18 protein-coding genes and 1 pseudogene are annotated in these 19,399 nt (G+C 64.3%); 3 read left to right on the top strand and 16 right to left on the bottom strand.

The features are described from left to right. Positions 1 to 7: 7 nt before the first annotated feature. Positions 8 to 535 carry a YceD family protein gene (locus tag KCG88_RS28615; protein ID WP_011060115.1) on the bottom strand — a complete coding sequence of 176 codons (528 nt, stop codon included), beginning with the start codon at positions 533 to 535 and terminating at the stop codon, positions 8 to 10. 105 nt (positions 536 to 640) lie between these two features. On the opposite strand from KCG88_RS28615, the gene KCG88_RS28610 reads away from it, so the two are divergent. After that, positions 641 to 1,219, top strand: a complete 579-nt coding sequence (locus KCG88_RS28610) for a nucleoside triphosphate pyrophosphatase (protein ID WP_210713617.1) — start codon at positions 641 to 643, stop codon at positions 1,217 to 1,219. A 53-nt stretch (positions 1,220 to 1,272) separates the two neighbouring features. On the opposite strand, the gene sppA is transcribed toward KCG88_RS28610, so the two are convergent. The 3 genes from sppA to rluC are packed head-to-tail and all read right to left on the bottom strand — an operon-like array spanning position 1,273 to position 3,892. Beyond that, positions 1,273 to 2,262, bottom strand: coding sequence for a signal peptide peptidase SppA (gene sppA, locus KCG88_RS28605; RefSeq protein WP_011060113.1), 990 nt, complete (start codon positions 2,260 to 2,262; stop codon positions 1,273 to 1,275). A 21-nt stretch (positions 2,263 to 2,283) separates the two neighbouring features. Then, positions 2,284 to 2,946: an HAD-IA family hydrolase gene (locus tag KCG88_RS28600; protein ID WP_210713616.1), complete on the bottom strand. Its 663-nt coding sequence runs from the start codon at positions 2,944 to 2,946 to the stop codon at positions 2,284 to 2,286. Next, positions 2,936 to 3,892, bottom strand: coding sequence for a 23S rRNA pseudouridine(955/2504/2580) synthase RluC (gene rluC / locus KCG88_RS28595; RefSeq protein ID WP_210713615.1), 957 nt, complete (start codon positions 3,890 to 3,892; stop codon positions 2,936 to 2,938). Before rluC ends, KCG88_RS28600 begins: the two co-directional genes overlap by 11 nt. Before the next feature lie 714 nt (positions 3,893 to 4,606). On the opposite strand from rluC, the gene rne reads away from it, so the two are divergent. Further along, complete coding sequence (gene rne / locus KCG88_RS28590; RefSeq protein WP_210713614.1) at positions 4,607 to 7,825, top strand: ribonuclease E; 3,219 nt, start codon at positions 4,607 to 4,609, stop codon at positions 7,823 to 7,825. Between the two features lie 50 nt (positions 7,826 to 7,875). On the opposite strand, the gene KCG88_RS28585 is transcribed toward rne, so the two are convergent. Together KCG88_RS28585 and KCG88_RS31220 are read right to left on the bottom strand one after the other, a co-directional pair. Continuing rightward, positions 7,876 to 8,487, bottom strand: a complete 612-nt coding sequence (locus KCG88_RS28585; protein ID WP_210713613.1) for a nucleotidyltransferase family protein — start codon at positions 8,485 to 8,487, stop codon at positions 7,876 to 7,878. Further along, positions 8,484 to 9,065, bottom strand: a complete 582-nt coding sequence (locus KCG88_RS31220; protein WP_348984542.1) for an XdhC family protein — start codon at positions 9,063 to 9,065, stop codon at positions 8,484 to 8,486. Before KCG88_RS31220 ends, KCG88_RS28585 begins: the two co-directional genes overlap by 4 nt. 102 nt (positions 9,066 to 9,167) lie before the next feature. On the opposite strand from KCG88_RS31220, the pseudogene KCG88_RS31215 reads away from it, so the two are divergent. Next, positions 9,168 to 9,386, top strand: a pseudogene (locus tag KCG88_RS31215) (XdhC family protein); the annotation flags it as partial. Positions 9,387 to 9,478: 92 nt separating this feature from the next. On the opposite strand, the gene KCG88_RS28570 reads toward KCG88_RS31215, so the two are convergent. The 10 genes from KCG88_RS28570 to KCG88_RS28525 all read right to left on the bottom strand — a co-directional run bounded on the left by KCG88_RS28570 (position 9,479) and on the right by KCG88_RS28525 (position 19,359). Beyond that, positions 9,479 to 11,794: a xanthine dehydrogenase family protein molybdopterin-binding subunit gene (locus KCG88_RS28570; RefSeq protein ID WP_210713611.1), complete on the bottom strand. Its 2,316-nt coding sequence runs from the start codon at positions 11,792 to 11,794 to the stop codon at positions 9,479 to 9,481. After that, positions 11,791 to 12,261 (bottom strand): (2Fe-2S)-binding protein, encoded by a 471-nt coding sequence (locus tag KCG88_RS28565; RefSeq protein WP_011060107.1) that lies wholly within the window; start codon positions 12,259 to 12,261, stop codon positions 11,791 to 11,793. The genes KCG88_RS28570 and KCG88_RS28565 overlap by 4 nt, the downstream gene beginning before the upstream one ends. A 242-nt stretch (positions 12,262 to 12,503) precedes the next feature. Beyond that, on the bottom strand, positions 12,504 to 13,523 hold the full coding sequence (murB, locus tag KCG88_RS28560) for a UDP-N-acetylmuramate dehydrogenase (RefSeq protein ID WP_210713610.1): 1,020 nt from the start codon (positions 13,521 to 13,523) through the stop codon (positions 12,504 to 12,506). Then, positions 13,520 to 13,984, bottom strand: coding sequence for a low molecular weight protein-tyrosine-phosphatase (locus tag KCG88_RS28555; protein WP_047284707.1), 465 nt, complete (start codon positions 13,982 to 13,984; stop codon positions 13,520 to 13,522). The genes murB and KCG88_RS28555 overlap by 4 nt, the downstream gene beginning before the upstream one ends. Continuing rightward, positions 13,984 to 14,748: a 3-deoxy-manno-octulosonate cytidylyltransferase gene (gene kdsB / locus KCG88_RS28550; RefSeq protein WP_011060104.1), complete on the bottom strand. Its 765-nt coding sequence runs from the start codon at positions 14,746 to 14,748 to the stop codon at positions 13,984 to 13,986. Before kdsB ends, KCG88_RS28555 begins: the two co-directional genes overlap by 1 nt. Then, positions 14,745 to 14,930, bottom strand: coding sequence for a Trm112 family protein (locus KCG88_RS28545; RefSeq protein ID WP_011060103.1), 186 nt, complete (start codon positions 14,928 to 14,930; stop codon positions 14,745 to 14,747). The genes kdsB and KCG88_RS28545 overlap by 4 nt, the downstream gene beginning before the upstream one ends. Positions 14,931 to 14,954: 24 nt before the next feature. Continuing rightward, a complete protein-coding gene (gene lpxK, locus KCG88_RS28540) occupies positions 14,955 to 15,965 on the bottom strand; it encodes a tetraacyldisaccharide 4'-kinase (protein ID WP_210713609.1) in 1,011 nt (336 codons plus the stop codon). Further along, on the bottom strand, positions 15,965 to 16,393 hold the full coding sequence (locus KCG88_RS28535; protein ID WP_210713608.1) for a biopolymer transporter ExbD: 429 nt from the start codon (positions 16,391 to 16,393) through the stop codon (positions 15,965 to 15,967). Before KCG88_RS28535 ends, lpxK begins: the two co-directional genes overlap by 1 nt. Beyond that, entirely contained in the window at positions 16,390 to 17,025 is a 636-nt protein-coding gene (locus KCG88_RS28530; RefSeq protein WP_011060100.1) for a MotA/TolQ/ExbB proton channel family protein, read from the bottom strand. Before KCG88_RS28530 ends, KCG88_RS28535 begins: the two co-directional genes overlap by 4 nt. A gap of 102 nt (positions 17,026 to 17,127) precedes the next feature. Beyond that, positions 17,128 to 19,359 carry a DNA internalization-related competence protein ComEC/Rec2 gene (locus KCG88_RS28525; RefSeq protein ID WP_210713607.1) on the bottom strand — a complete coding sequence of 744 codons (2,232 nt, stop codon included), beginning with the start codon at positions 19,357 to 19,359 and terminating at the stop codon, positions 17,128 to 17,130. Positions 19,360 to 19,399: the final 40 nt, after the last annotated feature.

Raw genomic sequence — 19,399 nt, 5'->3', positions numbered from 1 at the left:
TTAACTCCTAAACGTTTGGGTCACGCTTTAACTGCGCCAATACACTGAACGGGTTGGACCGCGTTACCTCGTCCTCGCTCGGTTCGGGCTCATCGAGCCCCGCCGGCTGCTGGCATTCTTCCGGATGATGAGCAGGCACGATTGGCAAGGCAAGCAAAAGCTCCTCCTCGACCAACGCCTGCAGATCCAAAGGATCTTCGCCCAGTTCCAGCACGTCATAACCTTTCGGCAACGACTGGGTATTCGCACCCTCCTTCACCACAGCGTAACTGCACTCACTGTGGATCGGCAGGGTGACCAGCTCAAGACAACGCTGGCAAACCATTTTGACTTCGACGTCGATGGAGCTGTGGATAACTACAGCTTTACGTTCGTCACGCTCGAAAACGAATTTAGCCTGCACCGTACCGACATTGTCGGAAAGCGGGTCGCAGAGTCTCTCCAAATCGGCCAGCAGCAGTTCACCTTGAAGGGTGGTGCCACGGTCAGCCAATTTGCGCGGGTCAACGTGAGGTGGAATCGGGTCATTCAACATAGGCGCAGCATTATAGGGATGCCCCAGGCCATGTCAAAGGAAATTCAGCCCTGTCCGTCACTTGCAAGCCTCGCTAGAATTCCCGGCCTGCCTCAGGAGACGCACATGCTGCCTTTATTACTCGCCTCAAGCTCGGCCTACCGCCGGGAATTACTGTCCCGCCTACGCCTGCCCTTCACCTGCAGCTCTCCTGACATCGACGAAAGCCATCGCCCCGGAGAGTCTGCCACGGCCCTGGTGAAACGCCTGGCCGAGGAAAAGGCCCGCGCCCTGGCAAGCAGCCATCCAGCACACCTGATCATCGGCTCCGACCAGGTCGCGGTGCTCGGCGAGCGCATCATCGGCAAACCCCATACCTTCGACAAGGCCCGCCAGCAACTGCTGGACGCCAGCGGCGCCAGCGTGACCTTCCTCACCGGCCTGGCCCTGCTCAACAGCCAGACCGGCCACTGCCAGGTCGACTGCGTCCCGTTCACGGTCAACATGCGCACCCTGGACAGCACCCGCATCGAACGCTACCTGCACGCCGAACAGCCCTATGACTGCGCCGGCAGCTTCAAGGCCGAAGGCCTGGGGGTCAGCCTGTTCCAGAGCACCGCCGGCAGCGACGCCACCAGCCTTATAGGCCTGCCACTGATCCGCCTCGTGGACATGCTGCTGGCCGAGGGCGTAGAGACACCCTGAGCCGCCATAAAAACGCCGGCACTCAAGCCGGCTTTTTATTGAGCAACACCCGATCAGCGCAAGGTTGGGCCCTGAAAGCCCATCCACATGGCGATCTGCTCCGCCACGCTGGCACCGAGCTTCTTCGAGAAGCGATCAAACGGCGATTCCTGGACAGTAAAGTCCACCACCTCTTTCTCGCCAATCACATCCCGCGCCACCGAGCTGGTATTGCCCAGGCCATCGATCAACCCCAATTGCAGCGCCTGCTCGCCCGACCACACCAGGCCGGAGAACAGCTCCGGATGCTCCTTGTCCTTCAGGCGATCGCCACGACCCTGCTTGACGCTGGCGATGAACTGGCGATGAGTGGTGTCCAGCACGCCCTGCCAGAACTGGGTCTCTTCAGGCTTTTGCGGCTGGAACGGATCCAGGAACGACTTGTGCTCGCCCGAGGTATAGGTGCGACGCTCAACCCCCAGCTTCTCCATGGTGCCGACAAAGCCGTAGCCGGCCGCCGTCACACCAATGGAACCTACCAGGCTCGCCTTATCGGCATAGATTTCGTCGGCAGCGCTGGCGATGTAGTAAGCACCCGACGCCCCGAGATCCGAGATCACCGCGTAGACCTTGGTGTCCTTGTGCAAAGCCCGCAGACGACGAATCTCGTCATAGACGTAGCCGGACTGCACCGGGCTGCCGCCAGGGCTGTTGATACGCAGCACAATGCCCTTGACCTTGGGATCATCGAACGCAGTACGCAGGCTGCCGACAATATTGTCAGCACTGGCCGATTCCTTGTCGGCAATCACCCCCGTGACATCGATCACCGCGGTGTAGCTACCGCCACGAGTGGCATTCTTCTCCATGGTCATCAGCGGCGTGAACAACGCCAGCGCCGCAAACAGGTAAACAAAGGTCAACAGCTTGAAGAAAATGCCCCAACGCCGCGAACGACGCTGCTCCTGGACACTGGCCAGCAGCGTCTTCTCCAGCAGTTTCCAGCTTTTATCATCACCACCTTCAGCGCCCGCCTTGCTCGGCGCCTTCCATTCGTCGGTCATGCCTGCTACCCCAGCAAAAACTTAATCGGCACCCTGGCTCAGCCAGGCGTGCAATTGAGGAAAACGGTCGATGGACAAGCGCGGTTCGAATGCCTGCAAGGCCTCGATGGACTGAGCACCATAGCTCACGGCCACCGAATCCATTCCGGCATTGCGCGCCATCAACAGATCAAAGGACGAATCGCCAACCATCAAAGCCTGCCGCGGCCCAACCCCGCAATGAGCAAGGATTTCCTCCAGCATCAAAGGGTGAGGCTTGCTGGCAGTTTCGTCGGCCGCCCGAGTGATATCGAAATACCCTTCCCAGCCATGGACCTTCAACACTCGATCCAGCCCTCGCCGGGCCTTGCCGGTGGCGACAGCCAACTGATACCCCTCATCCCGAAAGGCGTCGAGAGACTGCACCACACCAGCAAACAGAGGCGAAGGCTCAGCCTCGAGGGCAATGTAGTGATCCGCATAATGCTGACGAAAGGCTACCAACTGCCCATCATCTATTTCCGGATACAGTGTGCGAATCGCCTCTGGCAATCCCAGACCGATAATGCCCTTGACGGCGTAGTCATCGCGGCGAGGAAAGCCGGAACGATCAGCAGATGCGTGCATCGACTCGACAATCCGACCAATGGAATCGGCCAGAGTGCCATCCCAGTCGAAGATCAGCAGCTTGTAATCAGGGTGCACTCAGGCGCTCCACGGTCTTGGCCCACATCTCATCCACCGGGGCCTGCAATTTCAGCTCGCCGCCATCGGGCAGCGGCACCGTCAACATATAGGCATGGAGAAACAGGCGCTTGCCGCCCAGCTCACGGATCTCGCGAGTGAAATCATCATCGCCGTACTTGCTGTCACCGGCAATGCAGTGCCCGGCATGCAGGGTGTGCACACGAATCTGGTGAGTACGCCCGGTCACCGGCTTGGCCTCGACCATGGTGGCGAAATCACCGAAGCGGCGCAGCACCTTGAACACGGTCAAGGCCTCCTTGCCCTCTTCGTTGACCTCCACCATGCGCTCGCCGGAGCGCAGGTTGCTCTTGAGCAGCGGCGCACGCACCTGCTTCACCGCCGTGGCCCAATGGCCACGGACCAGCGCCATGTAGCGCTTGTCCACGCCATCGCCCCGCAGCGCGGCATGCAGATGACGCAGCATGCTGCGTTTTTTCGCGATCATCAGCAGGCCGGAAGTGTCCCGATCGAGGCGATGCACCAGCTCCAGTTCCTTGGCGTCCGGGCGCAACTGACGAAAGGCTTCGATCACCCCGAAATTCAAGCCGCTGCCGCCATGCACGGCAATCCCGGCAGGCTTGTTGATCACAATCAGGGCCTTGTCTTCGAAGACGATCGAGGCTTCCAGGCGCTGCAGCAACCCTTGAGCCACCGGCACCGGCTCGTCGCGTTCGGGCACCCGCACGGGAGGCACGCGCACCACATCACCTGCCTGCAGTTTGTACTCGGGCTTGATCCGCCCCTTGTTCACTCGCACTTCGCCTTTACGCAAAATGCGGTAAATCAAGGTCTTGGGCACGCCTTTGAGCCGGGCGAGAAGGAAGTTATCAATACGTTGGCCGGCATATTCCGGCGAGACCTCAAGCAATTGAACGCCTGGAGTCGAGGGGGCAGTAGTCGTCATGGCGCGAATGATAACAATTTTTTATGGATTTGAAGCACTTAATGATTGCTGCTATAGTCGCGAACGCCGCCAAAAGCGGCTGGGCAGAGGAACAGCGGCAAACAGCCGGCCCTGACCAACGCAATTCATAAGGACGCAAGGCCGTCCTACGCAGTTTTCACTATCTAACGGAAGAGTTCGGCGTTGTAACAAGCGCAGGTGACATGAGGCCTGAAACCCGTAGAAAGCAGAGTGACTACTCGCCTTTTACGCAGCGATTAACGGCCAGTTCACAAAGTGCAGTCAGCGACAAACGATCCCGAGCGAAAGTTGCGGAAACAACGCCTTTAGCCATGATGCGTGACCTCCCCTTTCGGAGTTCACGGTAAATGCCAACCCGCTGCGGATTCTGCGCGCGGCAGCACCCGAATTATCAGGGATACGTGTAGGGTGGAGATGCACAACCGTCGGACTGTGTAGCATTAGGCTTTATCAAGACGCTTCATCTCGTCCACAGTCGCCGGTTGATTCCTCCTCCTGACAGACTTTTGCTTAAGCGGTGCCTTAGTCACCACAGCAAGCAGGACGCGTAAGTCGCGACTTCGTTCTTAGTTACCCGGACGAACCTCGCTAGACACTCGAGTGGTCAACCACTCCTGACGCACCTGACACCGACCGTGAGAAGTCGTGTGTGCCGAACGCCGTTTCCGGCAGCCCGGAAACCGACGGTACTACATGAAAAGAATGCTGATTAACGCAACTCAACCCGAAGAGTTGCGTGTTGCTCTGGTAGACGGCCAGCGCCTCTACGACCTGGACATCGAGTCCGGAGCCCGCGAGCAGAAAAAGGCCAACATCTATAAAGGCCGCATCACTCGCATCGAACCAAGCCTCGAGGCTGCCTTTGTCGATTTCGGCTCTGAGCGCCACGGCTTCCTGCCCCTCAAAGAAATCTCCCGCGAATACTTCAAGAAAGCCCCCGAAGGCCGCGTCAACATCAAGGACGTGCTGAGCGAAGGCCAGGAAGTCATCGTCCAGGTCGAGAAAGAAGAGCGTGGCAACAAGGGCGCCGCCCTGACCACCTTCATCAGCCTCGCCGGCCGTTACCTGGTACTGATGCCGAACAACCCGCGTGCCGGCGGTATCTCCCGCCGCATCGAAGGCGAAGAGCGCAACGAACTGCGTGAAGCGCTGAACGGCCTGGTGGCACCCGCCGACATGGGCCTGATCGTGCGCACTGCCGGCCTGGGCCGCAGCAGCGAAGAGATGCAGTGGGACCTCGACTACCTGCTGCAACTGTGGACCGCCATCAAGGAAGCGTCCCTGGATCGTTCCGCGCCATTCCTGATCTACCAGGAAAGCAACGTGATCATCCGCGCGATCCGCGACTACCTGCGCCAGGACATCGGCGAAGTGCTGATCGACAGCGTTGAAGCCCAGGACGAAGCCCTGACCTTCATCCGCCAGGTGATGCCGCAGTACGCCAGCAAGATCAAGCTGTACGAAGACAGCGTGCCGCTGTTCAACCGCTTCCAGATCGAAAGCCAGATCGAGACCGCCTTCCAGCGCGTGGTCGAACTGCCTTCCGGCGGCTCCATCGTCATCGATCCGACCGAAGCCCTGGTGTCCATCGACATCAACTCGGCCCGCGCCACCAAAGGCAGCGACATCGAAGAAACCGCCCTGCAGACCAACCTGGAAGCAGCGGAAGAAATCGCTCGCCAACTGCGCCTGCGTGACATCGGCGGCCTGATCGTCATCGACTTCATCGACATGACCCCGGCCAAGAACCAGCGCGCCGTGGAAGAAAAAGTCCGCGAATGCCTGGAAGCCGACCGCGCCCGCGTGCAGATCGGCCGCATCTCGCGCTTCGGCCTGCTGGAAATGTCCCGTCAGCGCCTGCGTCCATCCCTGGGCGAAAGCAGCGGTATCGTCTGCCCGCGCTGCAACGGCACCGGCATCATCCGTGACGTCGAGTCGCTGTCCCTGGCGATCCTGCGCCTGATCGAAGAAGAAGCCCTGAAAGACCGCACCGCCGAAGTTCGCGCCCAAGTGCCGATTCCGGTCGCCGCTTTCCTGCTCAACGAAAAACGCAACTCGATCACCAAGATCGAACTGCGCACCCGTGCCCGCATCGTCATCCTGCCGAACGATCACCTCGAAACGCCACACTTCGAAGTTCAGCGCCTGCGTGATGACAGCCCGGAAGCCAACACCAACCAGTCCAGCTACGAAATCGCAGCGGCCGCCGCCGAAGCCGAAGAAGTCCAGCCAACCGCTGCCACCCGCACCCTGGTTCGCCAGGAAGCGGCAGTGAAGACTGCCCCGGCCCGCGCCAACGCTCCGGTTCCGACCGAAGTCGTCGCTGCCCCTGTGGCTGCACCGGCTCCAGCGGCCGAACCAAGCCTGTTCAAAGGCCTGGTGAAGTCCCTGGTCAGCCTGTTCGCTACCAAGGAAGAGCCAGCCGCTCCGGTCGTGGTCGAGAAGCCAGTGACCGAGCGCCCTGCTCGCAGCAACGAAGAACAGCGTCGCAATGGCCGCCAGCAGAGCCGCAACCGTAACGGTCGCCGCGATGAAGAGCGCAAGCCGCGCGAAGAACGTGCTCCGCGTGAAGAACGCGCACCACGGGAAGAGCGTCAGCCACGCGAAGTTCGCGAAGCCCGTGAAGAAGTTCAAGCGGTAGCCCGCGAAGAACGCGCACCCCGTGCACCGCGCGAAGAACGCCAGCCACGCGCCCCGCGTGAAGAGCGCAAGCCACGTGGCGAGCGTGAAGAACGCGTGCGTGAACTGCGCGAGCCACTGGACGCCGCTCCAGCTACAGCCGCTGCTACCGCCGCCGTTGTTGCCGAAGAACGTCCGGCGCGCCAGCCTCGCGAAGAGCGCCAGCCACGTGCGCCACGTGAAGAGCGCCAACCACGTGCCGAGCAGGCTCAAGCCGCTGCCGCCAGCGAAGAAGAAGCGCTGCCGAACGAAGAGCAACTGCAGGAAGACGGCCAGGACAACGCCGAAGGCGAACGTCCACGTCGTCGCTCCCGCGGCCAGCGCCGTCGCAGCAACCGTCGCGAGCGTCAACGTGATGCCAACGGCAATGTGATCGAAGGCTCGGAAGAAAACGCCGAAGAGCCAAGCAGCGCCGATCTGGCTGCCGGCCTTGCGGTAACTGCCGCGGTTGCCAGCACCGCCATCAGCGCCAACGCTGAAGCCGAAGCTCACCAGCAAGCCGAACGTGCGACTGCCGCTGTAGAAGACAAGGCTCCGGAAGCCCCAGTGGTTGAAGCCACCACGCCGGTAGAAGCCCCAGTGGTTCCTGCAGTGGAAGTGGCTCCAGTGGCTGAAGAGCAGGCTCAGGTTGAAGTGGCTGCCGAACCGGCCGTGGTTGTCGAAGCCCAGCCCGTGGTTGCCGAACAACCGGCAGCAGAACCTGTAGCCCAGGCGCCAGTGGTTGAAGAAAAGGCCGTCGAGCCGGTTCAGCAGGCCCCTGCGCCAGCCCCGATTGCCGAGCCAGCAGTGGTGGTTGAAGAGCCTGTAGCGGCCCAGCAGCCTGCCCAGGTTGAAGAGCCGGCTCCGGTTGCAGCACCGGTGGTGGCCGAAACGCCCGCACCCGCTGTCGAAGCCGAAGCCGCGCCGGTCAGCACCCTGACCAGCAATGGCCGTGCACCGAACGACCCACGCGAAGTGCGTCGCCGCAAGCGTGAAGCCGAGCGCCTGCAGAAGGAAGCCGAGCTGGCTGCCGCTGCTGCTCCGGCTGAAGCCGTGGTGGCCGCCGAGCCTGCTCCGGTAGAAGCGCCAGTGGTGGTCGAGGCCGACCCGGCGCCAGCCGAAGAGACTGCACCGGCGCCAGTGGCCGAACCTGTGGTGGAAGAATCGGCCCCTGTGGTCGAGCAAGCACCGCGCGCTGTCGAGCACGCTGCGCATGCCGAGGAAGAACAGCACGAGCCTAAACCTCTCGTCTGATTCCAGCAGCCCATGAAAAAGCCCCGCCCGGGTAACCGGGCGGGGCTTTTTTATACCTGTAGCACCTGACGATCCGGAAACAGCAACGCCTGCGGAACGTCCACATCCCAGGTCACCCCCGGATCCGTCACCGGCACTTCCACCACCCGCCCCGAAGCGAACAGCGGCCGGGCGCCCCGATCACCGGTCAGGCCCTGCAACGCTGCGCCATAAGACCGGCCAAAGCCCACCGGATGACCCAACTCCCCACCTAGCCGCGGCACGCTGATGCCCTCCTCGGTCATGGCCTCCATCACCCGACTGGCGGTGGCGGGCAGGATAAAGGGCATGTCCCCCAGCCAGACCATCCAGCCATGGGCATCGGCGCAGGCAGCCACCGCTGCGGCCAGGCTGTGCCCCATGCCCACGGACTCCAGCACCAGTACCTGACAACCGTAGGCACGCGCCAGCTCCACCACCTGGGGTCGATCCGCCGTGGTCACCAGCACTCGCCGGGCAACGTCCACCGGCAGGTTCACCAGCACCTGCTCCAGCACCGGCCGCTGCACCCCGTCACGCCCGCGGCAGGGCGCCAGCAGCTTGTCCTGCCCGGCCCCGGCCACCTGGCGAAAACGCCTGCCCTGCCCCGCCGCCAGGATGATCGCGCAAGGCCTGCGGCTCACCTCACCGTCTCCACCACTCGCACCGCCAGCTTCTTCTGCAGCGGTTCGACACCATTTTTCAGCGCGACGATTTCCGCCAGCAACGACAAGGCAATCTCCGCCGGCGTATGGCTGCCGATGGGCAATCCGACCGGCCCGTGCAAGCGCTCGATGGCCTGCGCCGAAAGCCCCAGCAGCGCCAGATTGTCCCGGCGTTTCTGGCTGTTGGCCCGGGAACCCAGGGCGCCAACGTAAAATGCCCGGGAGTCGAGCGCCGTCAGCAGCGCCATGTCATCCAGGCGCGGATCATGGGTCAGGGCCACCACCGCCGTGCGCTCGTCGGGCTTGATGCTCAGCACCGCATCGTCGGGCATCCCGGCGACAAAACGTCCATCCTGCCCCTCCCAGCCATGCACGAACTCCTGGCGCGGATCGCAGATCAGCACCTCGAAATCCAGCAAGCGGGCCATCTGCGCCACATAGCGCGATAACTGCCCGGCGCCGATCAGCAGCAAGCGCCAGCGCGGTCCGTAGATCGCCCGCAGGGTGACCCCGTCAAACGCCAATTCATCGCCACGGTTCGCAGCCTTGAGCAGCACCTGGCCGGTGCCCAGGTTCAGCTCCCGGGCCACAATCTGGTGGGCCTCGCAGCGCTGGAGCAATTCGGCGACCCAGGCCGGGTCGCCAACCCGCTCTTCGGCTGGGGCAGCGCGCCGCGGCCACCCGGCGCCATGCTGGCCTTGCGCGACGACGGGGTGGTAATCGGCTCGGTGTCCGGAGGCTGTATCGAGGATGACCTGATCAGCCGCCAGGGCGATGGGCGCCTGTCTCGCCACGGGCCGCCGGTACAACTGGTGACCTACGGCGTGACCCTGGAGGAAGCGGCGCGATTCGGCCTGCCCTGTGGCGGCACCTTGCGCCCAGGTCTGCACCACGCTGTACAGCAGCACGCCGCGCCCGGCGCGCCGCCATTCCAGGACACTGCGCAGGACATTCAGGTCGACGCTGTCCATCAGGCGCTCGCCTGCTGCCAGCCCTGCAACTGGTAGCGCACCGGCAGGTTGCGTATGCGCTTGCCGGTGGCGGCGAAGATCGCGTTGCACAGGGCCGGCGCAATCGGCGGCACACCGGGCTCTCCCACCCCGCCCAGGGGCACGTCCCCCGGCGGCGTCACCAAGTGCACCTGCACCTGTTTCGGCGCCAGGGACATGCGCGCCACTTCGTACATATGGAAATTGTCCTGCTGGACCTTGCCCTCCTTGAAGCTGATCTCCCCCAGCACCGCATTGCCCAGGCCCATGACGCAGGCCCCTTCGAATTGCGAGCGGATGCGCTCGGGGTTGATCTGCGGGCCGCAATCCACAGCGATATCGGCCTGATGCACGATCAGCGTGCCATCGTCCTTCACCTCCACCTCGATCACCGCCGCCACATAGGTCACGAAGCTGTAGTGCACGGCCAGCCCCAGACCGCGCCCCTTGGGCAGCGAGCGCCCCCAGCCTGCCGCCTTGGCCGCGGTTTCCAGCACCGTGCGCAAGCGCCCGGTATCAATGGGGTAACGCTCGGGGGATTCGCCGTAGTTCCACTCTTCGCTCAGGGTTCGGGGGTCGATCTGACGATCCGGCCCCAGCAGCTTGAGCTGGTACTGCAGCGGATCCTGGCCGGCCTTGTGGGCCAGTTCATCGACAAAACTCTGGATCGCGAAGCCATGGGGAATGTTCGACACCGAACGGTACCAGCCGACCCGGGTATGGGCCGCGGCCTCGGGGTTTTCCAGGCGCACGTTGGGAATCGCGTAGGCCATGTTGGTAAAGCCCATGCCCAGCTCGAAGGCGCCTTCGTGATTCATCCCCGGCGCAAACAGCGCGGTGATGCTGGGCGCCACGGTGCGGTGCAGCCAGGCCGCCGGCAGGCCGTCCTTGTTCAGCCCGGCCTTGAGGTATTCCGCCGACACGGTATGGAAGTAGGAGTTGTGGATATCGTCCTCGCGGGTCCACTGCACCCGCACCGCCTTGCCGGGAAAGGCCTTGGCCAGGATCGCCGCCTCCAGGATGAAGTCGGGCTTGGACTTGCGCCCGAAGCCGCCGCCCAGCAGCGTGACGTTCACCGTGACCTGGTCGAAGCCGATCCCCAGGCGTTCGGCGATTCGCTCGCGGGTCACCTGTGGCGCCTGGCTAGGTGCCCATGCCTCGCAGCGACCGTCCTGGAAACGCGCCACGGCCACCATCGGCTCCATCGGCGCCTGGGCCAGGTGCGGCAGGTAATAGCTGGCTTCCAGGCTGCTCTCGGCACCCTTGAGGGCCTCATCCAGGTTGCCGGTGCTGCGCACCACCTTGCCCGGTTGCCGCGCCGCCGCCTCCAGTTGCTTGCGGTATTGGATGGAGTCGTAGCCAGCGTTGGCGCCATCCTCCCACTCGATCCTCAAGGCATCGCGGCCCTTGATCGCCGCCCAGGTGTTGCTCGCCACCACAGCCACGCCGCCCAGGGGCTGGAACTCCGAAGGCAAGGGGCGGCTGTCGATGGGCATGACCTTGATCACCCCCGGCACCTTCAAGGCTGCGCTGTCATCCACCGACTTGACCTTGCCGCCATACACCCGGGGCCGCGCCACCGCCGCGAACAGCATGCCGTCGAAATGCACATCGGCGCCGTACACCGCACGGCCGTTGACGATGTCCTGGCCGTCGATGGCCCGGGTGGCCTCCTTGCCGATGTAGCGGAACTCCCCGGGCTGCTTCAGGCGCAGGCTATCCCGGGCGGGCACCGCCAGGGCGCCCGCCGCAGCGGCCAGGGCGCCATAGCCCAGCTCACGCCCGGTGGGCTGGTGAACCACCTTGTGCAACTGCGCCCGACACTGGGCCAATGGCACCTGCCACTGCGCAGCGGCGGCCTGTTCCAGCATGGTCCGCGCAGCCGCTCCACAGCGGCGCATGGGCTCGTACCAATGGCGCATGCTGCGCGAACCGTCGGTGTCCTGGTTGCCGAAACGTGCCTCGTCGCCCGGTGCCTGGCGCACCTTGACCTGCGCCCAGTCGGCGTCCAGTTCGTCGGCCACCACCATGCTCAGGCTGGTGCGCACGCCCTGGCCCATCTCCGAGCGATTGCAGATCACCGTGACACTGCCGTCGCTGGCAATGCTCACGTAGACCTTGGGGTCATCGACCCAGCCGTGGGGCATGCCGTCGGCACCGAATTTCTTGTCCTCGGCAAAGGCCTCCTGCCAGCCCCAGCTCGCAGCCAGCACCAGGGCCCCGGTGGCCCCCACACCTTTGAGAAAGCCCCGGCGGCTGAGGTTGCTCAGGGCAAAATCCTGCGGTAGACGGTTCATGCCTTGGCCTCCTGCAGATGGCTGGAAGCCTGGCGGATCGCGGTCTTGATCCGGTTGTAGGTGCCGCAGCGGCAGATGTTGCCGAGCATCGCCTCTTCGATCTGCTCGTCACTGGGGTTGGGGTGAACCTTGAGCAAGGCAGTGGCCGACATGATCTGCCCGCCCTGGCAGTAACCGCATTGGGCCACCGCCGTATCCAGCCAGGCCTGCTGCACCACCTGCCCGACCGGGTCGGTATGCAGGTTGTCGATGGTGCTGACGTTCTTGCCTTGCACCGAGCCTATCGGTGTGATGCAACTGCGCGCCGGGTCGCCGTCGATATGAATCGTACAGGCGCCGCACAGGCCCATGCCGCAGCCGAACTTGGTACCGTTGTAGCCCGCCACGTCGCGGATAGCCCACAACAGCGGCATGTCCTCGGTGACGTCCAGTTGATGATCTTGACCGTTGAGCTTCAGGGTAATCATGGGCACGCCCGCATTTTCTGAGTGATGGGGTCGAGTCATCCGCCGTGCAGTACCGCGGCTGCGGTGCACGCAGATCGGCTCAGGCTAATCGGGCTCTCTTGTGAAGACAGGCTTCACCGGGCCTTTGGGAACAGCAAAAAGCTGATTCTTAGCCTGCTAAGTTAAGCCGCAATTAACAAAAAAGCCCTGCCCGAACGTCAGCCGGGCAAGGCTTTTTGCTATCCACCGCACGCCAGCTCTCGCTAATAGAGGTTGGGCTCCATCTCCAGCTCGACACTGAAACGCTCGGCGATATCGCGCTGGATCCGCCGCGCCAGTTCCAGCAACTGCAGGCCGCTGGCGCCGCCATAGTTGACCAGCACCAGCGATTGCAAGCGATGGACCCCGGCATCCGCCTCGCGAAAGCCCTTCCAGCCCGCCTGTTCGATCAGCCAACCGGCCGCCAGCTTGACCTGCCCATCGGCCTGGGGGTACCCCACCAGCCCCGGATGCGACTGCTTGATCTGCGCGGCCAGTGCCGCCGGCACCACCGGATTCTTGAAAAAGCTGCCGGCATTGCCCAGCACCGCAGGGTCCGGGAGCTTTTCGCTGCGGATGCTGCAGATCGCCCGGCTGACATCGCTGGCCGTCGGCTGTTCGATGCCCTGCTCGCTCAGGCGCTGGCGCACCGGGCCGTATTCCAGGTGCAGGTGATCGACACGGTTCAGGGCAAAGCGCACCCGCAGGATCAACCAGCGACCGGCCTGATGCTTGAACAGGCTGTCGCGGTACGCGAACTGGCACTGCGCCAGGTCGAATTCCCGCAGCTCGCCGGTCTGCCGATCGAGGGCGGTCAGGCCGGCGAACACGTCCTTGATCTCCACCCCATAGGCGCCGATGTTCTGCATCGGTGCGGCGCCGACGGTGCCGGGAATCAGGCTCAGGTTCTCCAGCCCGGACAGGCCTTGCTCCAGGGTCCACTGGACAAAGGGATGCCAGGTTTCCCCGGCCTCGGCCTCGACCACCACCCGCTGCCCGTCATCGCTGAGCAGGCGAATGCCACGAGTGGCCATGCGCAGCACCAGGGCCTGGATATCCGCCGTCAGCAGCAGGTTGCTGCCGCCGCCGATCACCAGCAGCGGCAACTGGTGGGTAGCGCAATAGGCCAGCGCCTCGCGTACCTCGTCGTCGCTGTGGGCCTGGGCAAACCACTTGGCCTTGACCTCGACCCCGAAGCTGTTGAACGGCTTGAGGGACACATCGGCCTGAATGTCCAGGTTCATAGCCGCCCCTTCAATTCGACCACCAGCCGGTCGCAGGCATCCTCGATCAGGTCCAGCACCTGCTCGAAACCCTGCTCGCCGTCGTAGTACGGATCCGGCACTTCATCCAGCGCCGCCTCGTAGCGACGCAGGAACAGGTCCAGCTCGGCCTTGCCCCGGGCCGGTTGCAGGGCCTTGAGGTTGCGCAGGTTGCTCTGGTCCATGGCGAAGATCAGGTCATAGGCAGCGAAATCGGCGCTGCTGACCTGCTGCGCCCGTTGCGCCGACAGGTCGTAGCCGCGCCGCAAGGCAGCCTGCTGGCTGCGCTTGTCCGGGGCCTTGCCGATGTGCCAGTCGCTGGTGCCGGCAGAGGCGACTTGCACCTGGTCACCCAGGCCGGCCTCGTGCAACTTGCGGCGCAGCACGCCTTCGGCGGTGGGCGAGCGGCAGATATTGCCCAGGCAGACGAACAGAACCCGCATCAGGCCTCCAGCAGGCGCCGAACGCGCTCAAGGTCTTCGGCGGTATCGACGCCGGTAGGCGGTGCTTCCAGGGCGTCGGCCACGTGGATCCGCACGCCATGCCACAGGGCACGCAGTTGCTCCAGGGATTCGGTGTTTTCCAGCCAGCACGGGCCCCAACTGACGAAGTCGTGAAGAAAGCCGGCGCGGTAGGCATAGATGCCGATGTGACGGCGATAAGGCACGCCTTCGGGCAGTTGCTCACGACTCTGGGCAAAGGCATCCCGGGCCCAGGGCAAGGTGGCGCGGCTGAAGGTCAGGGCCAGGCCGTTGAGGTCGCTGACCACCTTGACCACATTGGGGTTGAACAGGGTCTGCACGTCCTCGATCGGCTCGGCCAGGGTGGCCATGCGCGCTTCGGTGTGGGCTGCCAGGTTGGCCGCTACCTGATCGATCACCGACGGCGGGATCAACGGTTCGTCGCCTTGTACGTTGACCACGATCGCATCCGCGGCCAGGCCCAGCTGGGCGGCGACTTCCGCCAGCCGGTCGGTGCCGGAGTTGTGATCTTCCCGGGTCAGCAGCGCCTCGGCGCCAAAGCCCTGGCAGGCCTCGACGATGCGCTGATCATCGGTGGCCACCACGACCCGCTCGGCGCTGCTCTTGCGCGCCTGTTCCCAGACCCACTGGATCATCGGCTTGCCGGCGATCAGTTGCAGCGGCTTGCCTGGCAGGCGAGTGGAGGCGTAGCGCGCCGGGATGACAACGGTAAAGGCGCTGCTCATTTGTCCAGGCGCTCTTCGGTGGTCAGGGTGCGCGCTTCGCTTTCCAGCATCACCGGGATGCCATCGCGAATCGGATAGGCCAGGCCCGCGCCCTTGCTGATCAGCTCGGTCTTGTCGGCGCTGAGTTTGAGGGGGCCTTTGCAGATCGGGCAGGCGAGGATGTCGAGCAGTTTGGTGTCCATGAGGATTCCCTGGATAAAAGCAAATTAAGGCAGCAGACGATCAGGCATCAGGCGCATCAACTGGGTGTCGAACCAGGCGACGAAGGCCGGCGAAGGCTGGGCATCGACCGCCAGGTACCACCAGTCGTCTGCCGCGAAAGCCCGGCACTTGACCGCATCTTTCTCGGTCATGACCAGCGGCAATGACGGGGTGAAGGTCAAGGCCTGCGCACTGTATTGAGCGTGATCGGCAAATGCATGGGGAACAGGCCGCCAGTGTAGCGTTTCAAGGGTGTTGAAGAAACGCTGGGGATTGCCGATGCCCGCCACCGCATGCAGCGCCTGGCCGGGGGCGAAATGCTCCAGCGCACGGCGCTCGCCACTGCGCAGGTTGACCAGCACCGAGGGCTTGAGATGAAAGGCGAACCCCTCGTCACGGTCATCAACGGCGCCGTTGTAGAGCACCGCGTCGACGCTCTGCAAACGCTCCGCCGGCTCGCGCAGCGGCCCGGCCGGCAGGCAGCGGCGGTTGCCCAGGCCGCGGGCGGCATCGATCAGCACCAGCTCCAGGTCACGGGCCAGGCGGTAGTGCTGCAGGCCGTCGTCGGAGAGGATCAGGTCCAGCGGCTCGGCGGCCAGCAGGGCCTGTACCGCGCGGCCGCGATCGGGGTCGATCATCAGCGGCACGCCGCAGCGCTGGACGATCAGCAGCGGCTCATCACCGGCCACCGCGGCGCAATCTTCGGCGCTGACGCGCCATGGCAATTGCGCCGGCTTGGCCCCGTAGCCACGACTGACCACCCCGACCCGCAACCCGAGGCGCTGGCAGTGCTCCACCAGCCACAGGATCAACGGCGTCTTGCCGGTGCCGCCCACGGTGATGTTGCCCACCACGATCAGCGGCACAGGTGGTTGATAGATCGCCCCCTCACCGGCAAGAAAGCGCTGGCGCTTGCCCGTCACCACTCGGCGATACAGGCATTCCAGGGGGCGCAGCAGTTTCAGCGCGGGGTGGCCGTTGTACCAGGCATTGAGCAGGCGATCGGAAAGTGCCATCAGGGTGCCGGGTCCGCCTCGACGGTGGTCATGCGCAGGTGGCTGAAACCGAGCTTGCCGGCTGCATCCATGGCAGTGATCACCGCTTGATGCTGGGTCTTGCCGTCGGCGCTGATGGACAGCGGCAGGTTGGTGTCGCCCGCCGACTCCTTCTGCAAGGCCTCGATCAAGGTCTCCAGGTCATTTTTGGGCAGGAGCTGGTTGTTCACCGAAAACACGCCGTCGGCGCTGATGGCGATATCCAGTTGCTTGACCTGCTGGTCTTCGGCCGGCGAGCCGCTGACCGCTTCCGGCAGATCGACCCGCAGCTCGGTTTCCCGGGTGAAGGTGGTGGTGACAACAAAGAACAGCAGCAGGATGAACACCACGTCGATCAACGACGCCAGGTTGATGTCCACGGTTTCCCGGGGCTTGCGACGGAATTTCACGCTTTGCCCTCGGCCAGATCGACATCGCGGTCGCCCTGGATCACTTCCACCAGCTTGATCGCCTCCTGCTCCATGCCCACCACCAGTTCATCGACCCGGCGCTGCAGGAAGCGGTGGAAGAACACCGAGGGAATGCCCACCATCAGGCCGGCGGCGGTGGTGATCAGGGCTTTGGAAATACCGCCTGCGAGGATGTGCGCGTTGGTGGTCATGCCCGAGCCCATGAACGAACTGAAGATATCGATCATGCCCAACACCGTGCCCAGCAGGCCCAGCAGCGGTGCCATGGCGGCAATGGTGCCGAGGGCGTTGAGGTAGCGCTCCAGCTCATGGATGACCCGGGCGGCAGCCTCTTCGATGCATTCCTTCATGATTTCGCGGCCATGCTTGGAGTTGGCCAGGCCCGCCGCCAGAATCTCGCCCAGGGGCGAATCGGCGCGCAGTTCCTTGAGCTTTTCCTTGTTCAGCTGCTTGTCCTTGATCCAGCGCCAGACCTGCCCCAGCAGGTGGGGCGGGGTGACACGGCTGGCACGCAGGGTCCACAGACGCTCGGCAATGATGCCCACGGCAGCAATGGAACTCAGAATGATCGGCAACATCATCCAGCCGCCGGATTTGACCAATTCCCACACAGTGACAGCCCCCTCGAAAAAGTGCGCCACTCTAACATAGGGGCCGGACGCACCGAAGACCGTGATGTCGCATGCTCACAGGCTTTAATAACCCACGGTTATTTAAGGCATTGCGGGCGGCTCACGCCAGAATCGCCGCTGCTCGCGAAGGCCATGCGCCGCCCCGAAGGCCCCCAGTTGCAGTCTCAGGGCACCCTGTTCGGCACTGTCATAAATTGCCATGTCCAGGCGCCGATAGCGTGCCAGCACTTGAGGATGGGGGTGACCGAAGGTATTGCCCCGACCACGGGAAATCAGCACCGCATCGGGGGCCAGCCGCTGCAGCAAGGCCATGGATGAAGAGGTACGGCTGCCGTGATGGGGTGCCTGCAGCCAGTGGGTCCGCACCGCCAGCGGGCTGTCGAGCAAGGCTCGTTCGGCACGGGCGTCGATGTCCCCGGTGAGCAGCAGGCGCTCGCCGGCAGCCTCGACCTGGAGCACGCACGAGGCCTGATTGCCGTCGGTCGCCGCCGCCCATTGCCACTGGCGAAAGCGCACGCCATTCCACACCCAGCTCAGCCCACTGTCGCAAGGCCTTGCCTGCAGGCCCGCGGGCAAGGCGTCGGGCTGGCCACCGCGGACCTCGCCCACGGGCATTGCGCGCTGCACCGCCTGGGCGCCACCGGCATGGTCGTTGTCGGCATGGCTGAGCAGCATCAGGTCCAGCCGCCGGATGCCGAGCCTGTGCAGGGTCGGCACTACCACTCGCTCTCCCAGGTCGAACTCGGCGATCCGCGCCCCCGTGTCATACAGCAGGGCGTGATCACGGGTACGCAGGAGGAATGACAGGCCCTGCCCCACATCCAGCTGCCAGACCTCCACCTCACCTTCGGGCACGCGCGCCAGGGGTGGCCAGACCGCCAGGAGCAACAGCGGCCAGCCCAGAACCCGCATGGGCACGCCCCTGGGCAACAGCAGCAACAGGCAGCCCAGAGCATTCATGCCCCATAGCCACAGAGGGATCTGCGGCGGCATCCAGGCCGGCCACCCACCGGCAATCACTCCGAGCAAGCGGAACAACCCGTCCAGCAATCCTCCGGCCAGCCACAACAGGCCCTCACCCACATAAGGCACCGGCAGCAGCAGGCTGCCGAGCAAAGCCGGCGGCAACACCAGAAAGCTGATCCAGGGCACCGCCAGCAAATTGGCCAGCGGCCCGCTGAGGCTGATGGGCAGCCCCAGAGCCAGCAATGGCGGCAGCAGGCCAATGGCGATCAACCATTGGGCCCGGGTCCAGCCCTGCCACCAGCGCCACGCTCCCAGGCGTCCGGCAAAGGTCAAGGTCAGGACTGCCACCGCGGCAAAGGACAGCCAGAACCCCGCCTGCAAGCTGGCCAGCGGCTCGGCCAGCAACACTGCATTCAACGCCAGCAGCAGGGGCCAGCCGGCCCGCAGATGGCGAAAGCGCATGCGCCAGAGCAGTACCAGGGCGACCATCACGCAGGCGCGTTGCACTGGCACATCGAACCCCGCCAGCAGGCCGTAGCCCAAGGCGCCGAGCCAGGCCAGGGCACAGGCCCAGGGCAACCAAGGCAAGCGCTCGGGCCAGAGGCCATGGCGGGCCAGCCCGGCCACCGCGAAATAGATCACCCCCGCCAGCAGGCTGATGTGCTGCCCGGAAATCACCATCAAGTGGACGGTGCCGGTGTCCTGCAACAACTGCCAGTCTTGCCGCGTCAGGCCGGAACCGTCACCCATCACCAGCGCCGCCAGACCCGCGCCGCGCCCCTGTGCCTCGACCTCTAGCAAGCGCTGGCGCAATCCTTGCCGCCAGGCCTGCGGGGCCGGGACCAGCAGTTGCCCGGCCTTGACCGTGCCGGTGGCGCCGATACGACGCGCCAGCAACCAGGCCTGGTAATCGAAGCCCTGGGGATTCAACAAACCCACCGGCCGGCGAAGCTTGACCGCCAGCCGCCAGCGCTCGCCACTCTTGAGCGCCGGGCCCTCACGCCAGGCCAGGCGCATGCGCCGGGGCAGCCGCTCACGGCGGGCCTGGGCATCCTCCAGCTCGAAACGCACCACGCCGCCCGCCTGCTCCGGCAGGCCGCTCACTCGCCCTTCCAGCCAGCGGGTCTGTGCCTCCAGGCGCAGCGCCAGGCGATCATCCAGGGCCGACTGCGCGGACACACAGGCCCAGGTGAAACCGAACAGGAAAAATGCCACCGGATGTGTACGAAACGGCAACAGCATCAAGGCCAGTATCGCCATACACAGCAGCAGCCAGCCTGGGGGCAAGGCCGGCATGAAACCCAGCGCCAGCAGCCCCGCAGCCAGCGCCAGCATTGCGCTACGCATTCGCCCGCCCCTCCTTGGGAGTTCATACTCTTGGCTTAGT

This window comes from Pseudomonas sp. MWU349 (assembly GCF_017947325.1).
GTDB lineage: Bacteria > Pseudomonadota > Gammaproteobacteria > Pseudomonadales > Pseudomonadaceae > Aquipseudomonas > Aquipseudomonas protegens.
Note: the sequence above shows the minus strand (reverse complement) of the source record. Positions and strands in the feature narration are given on the sequence as shown.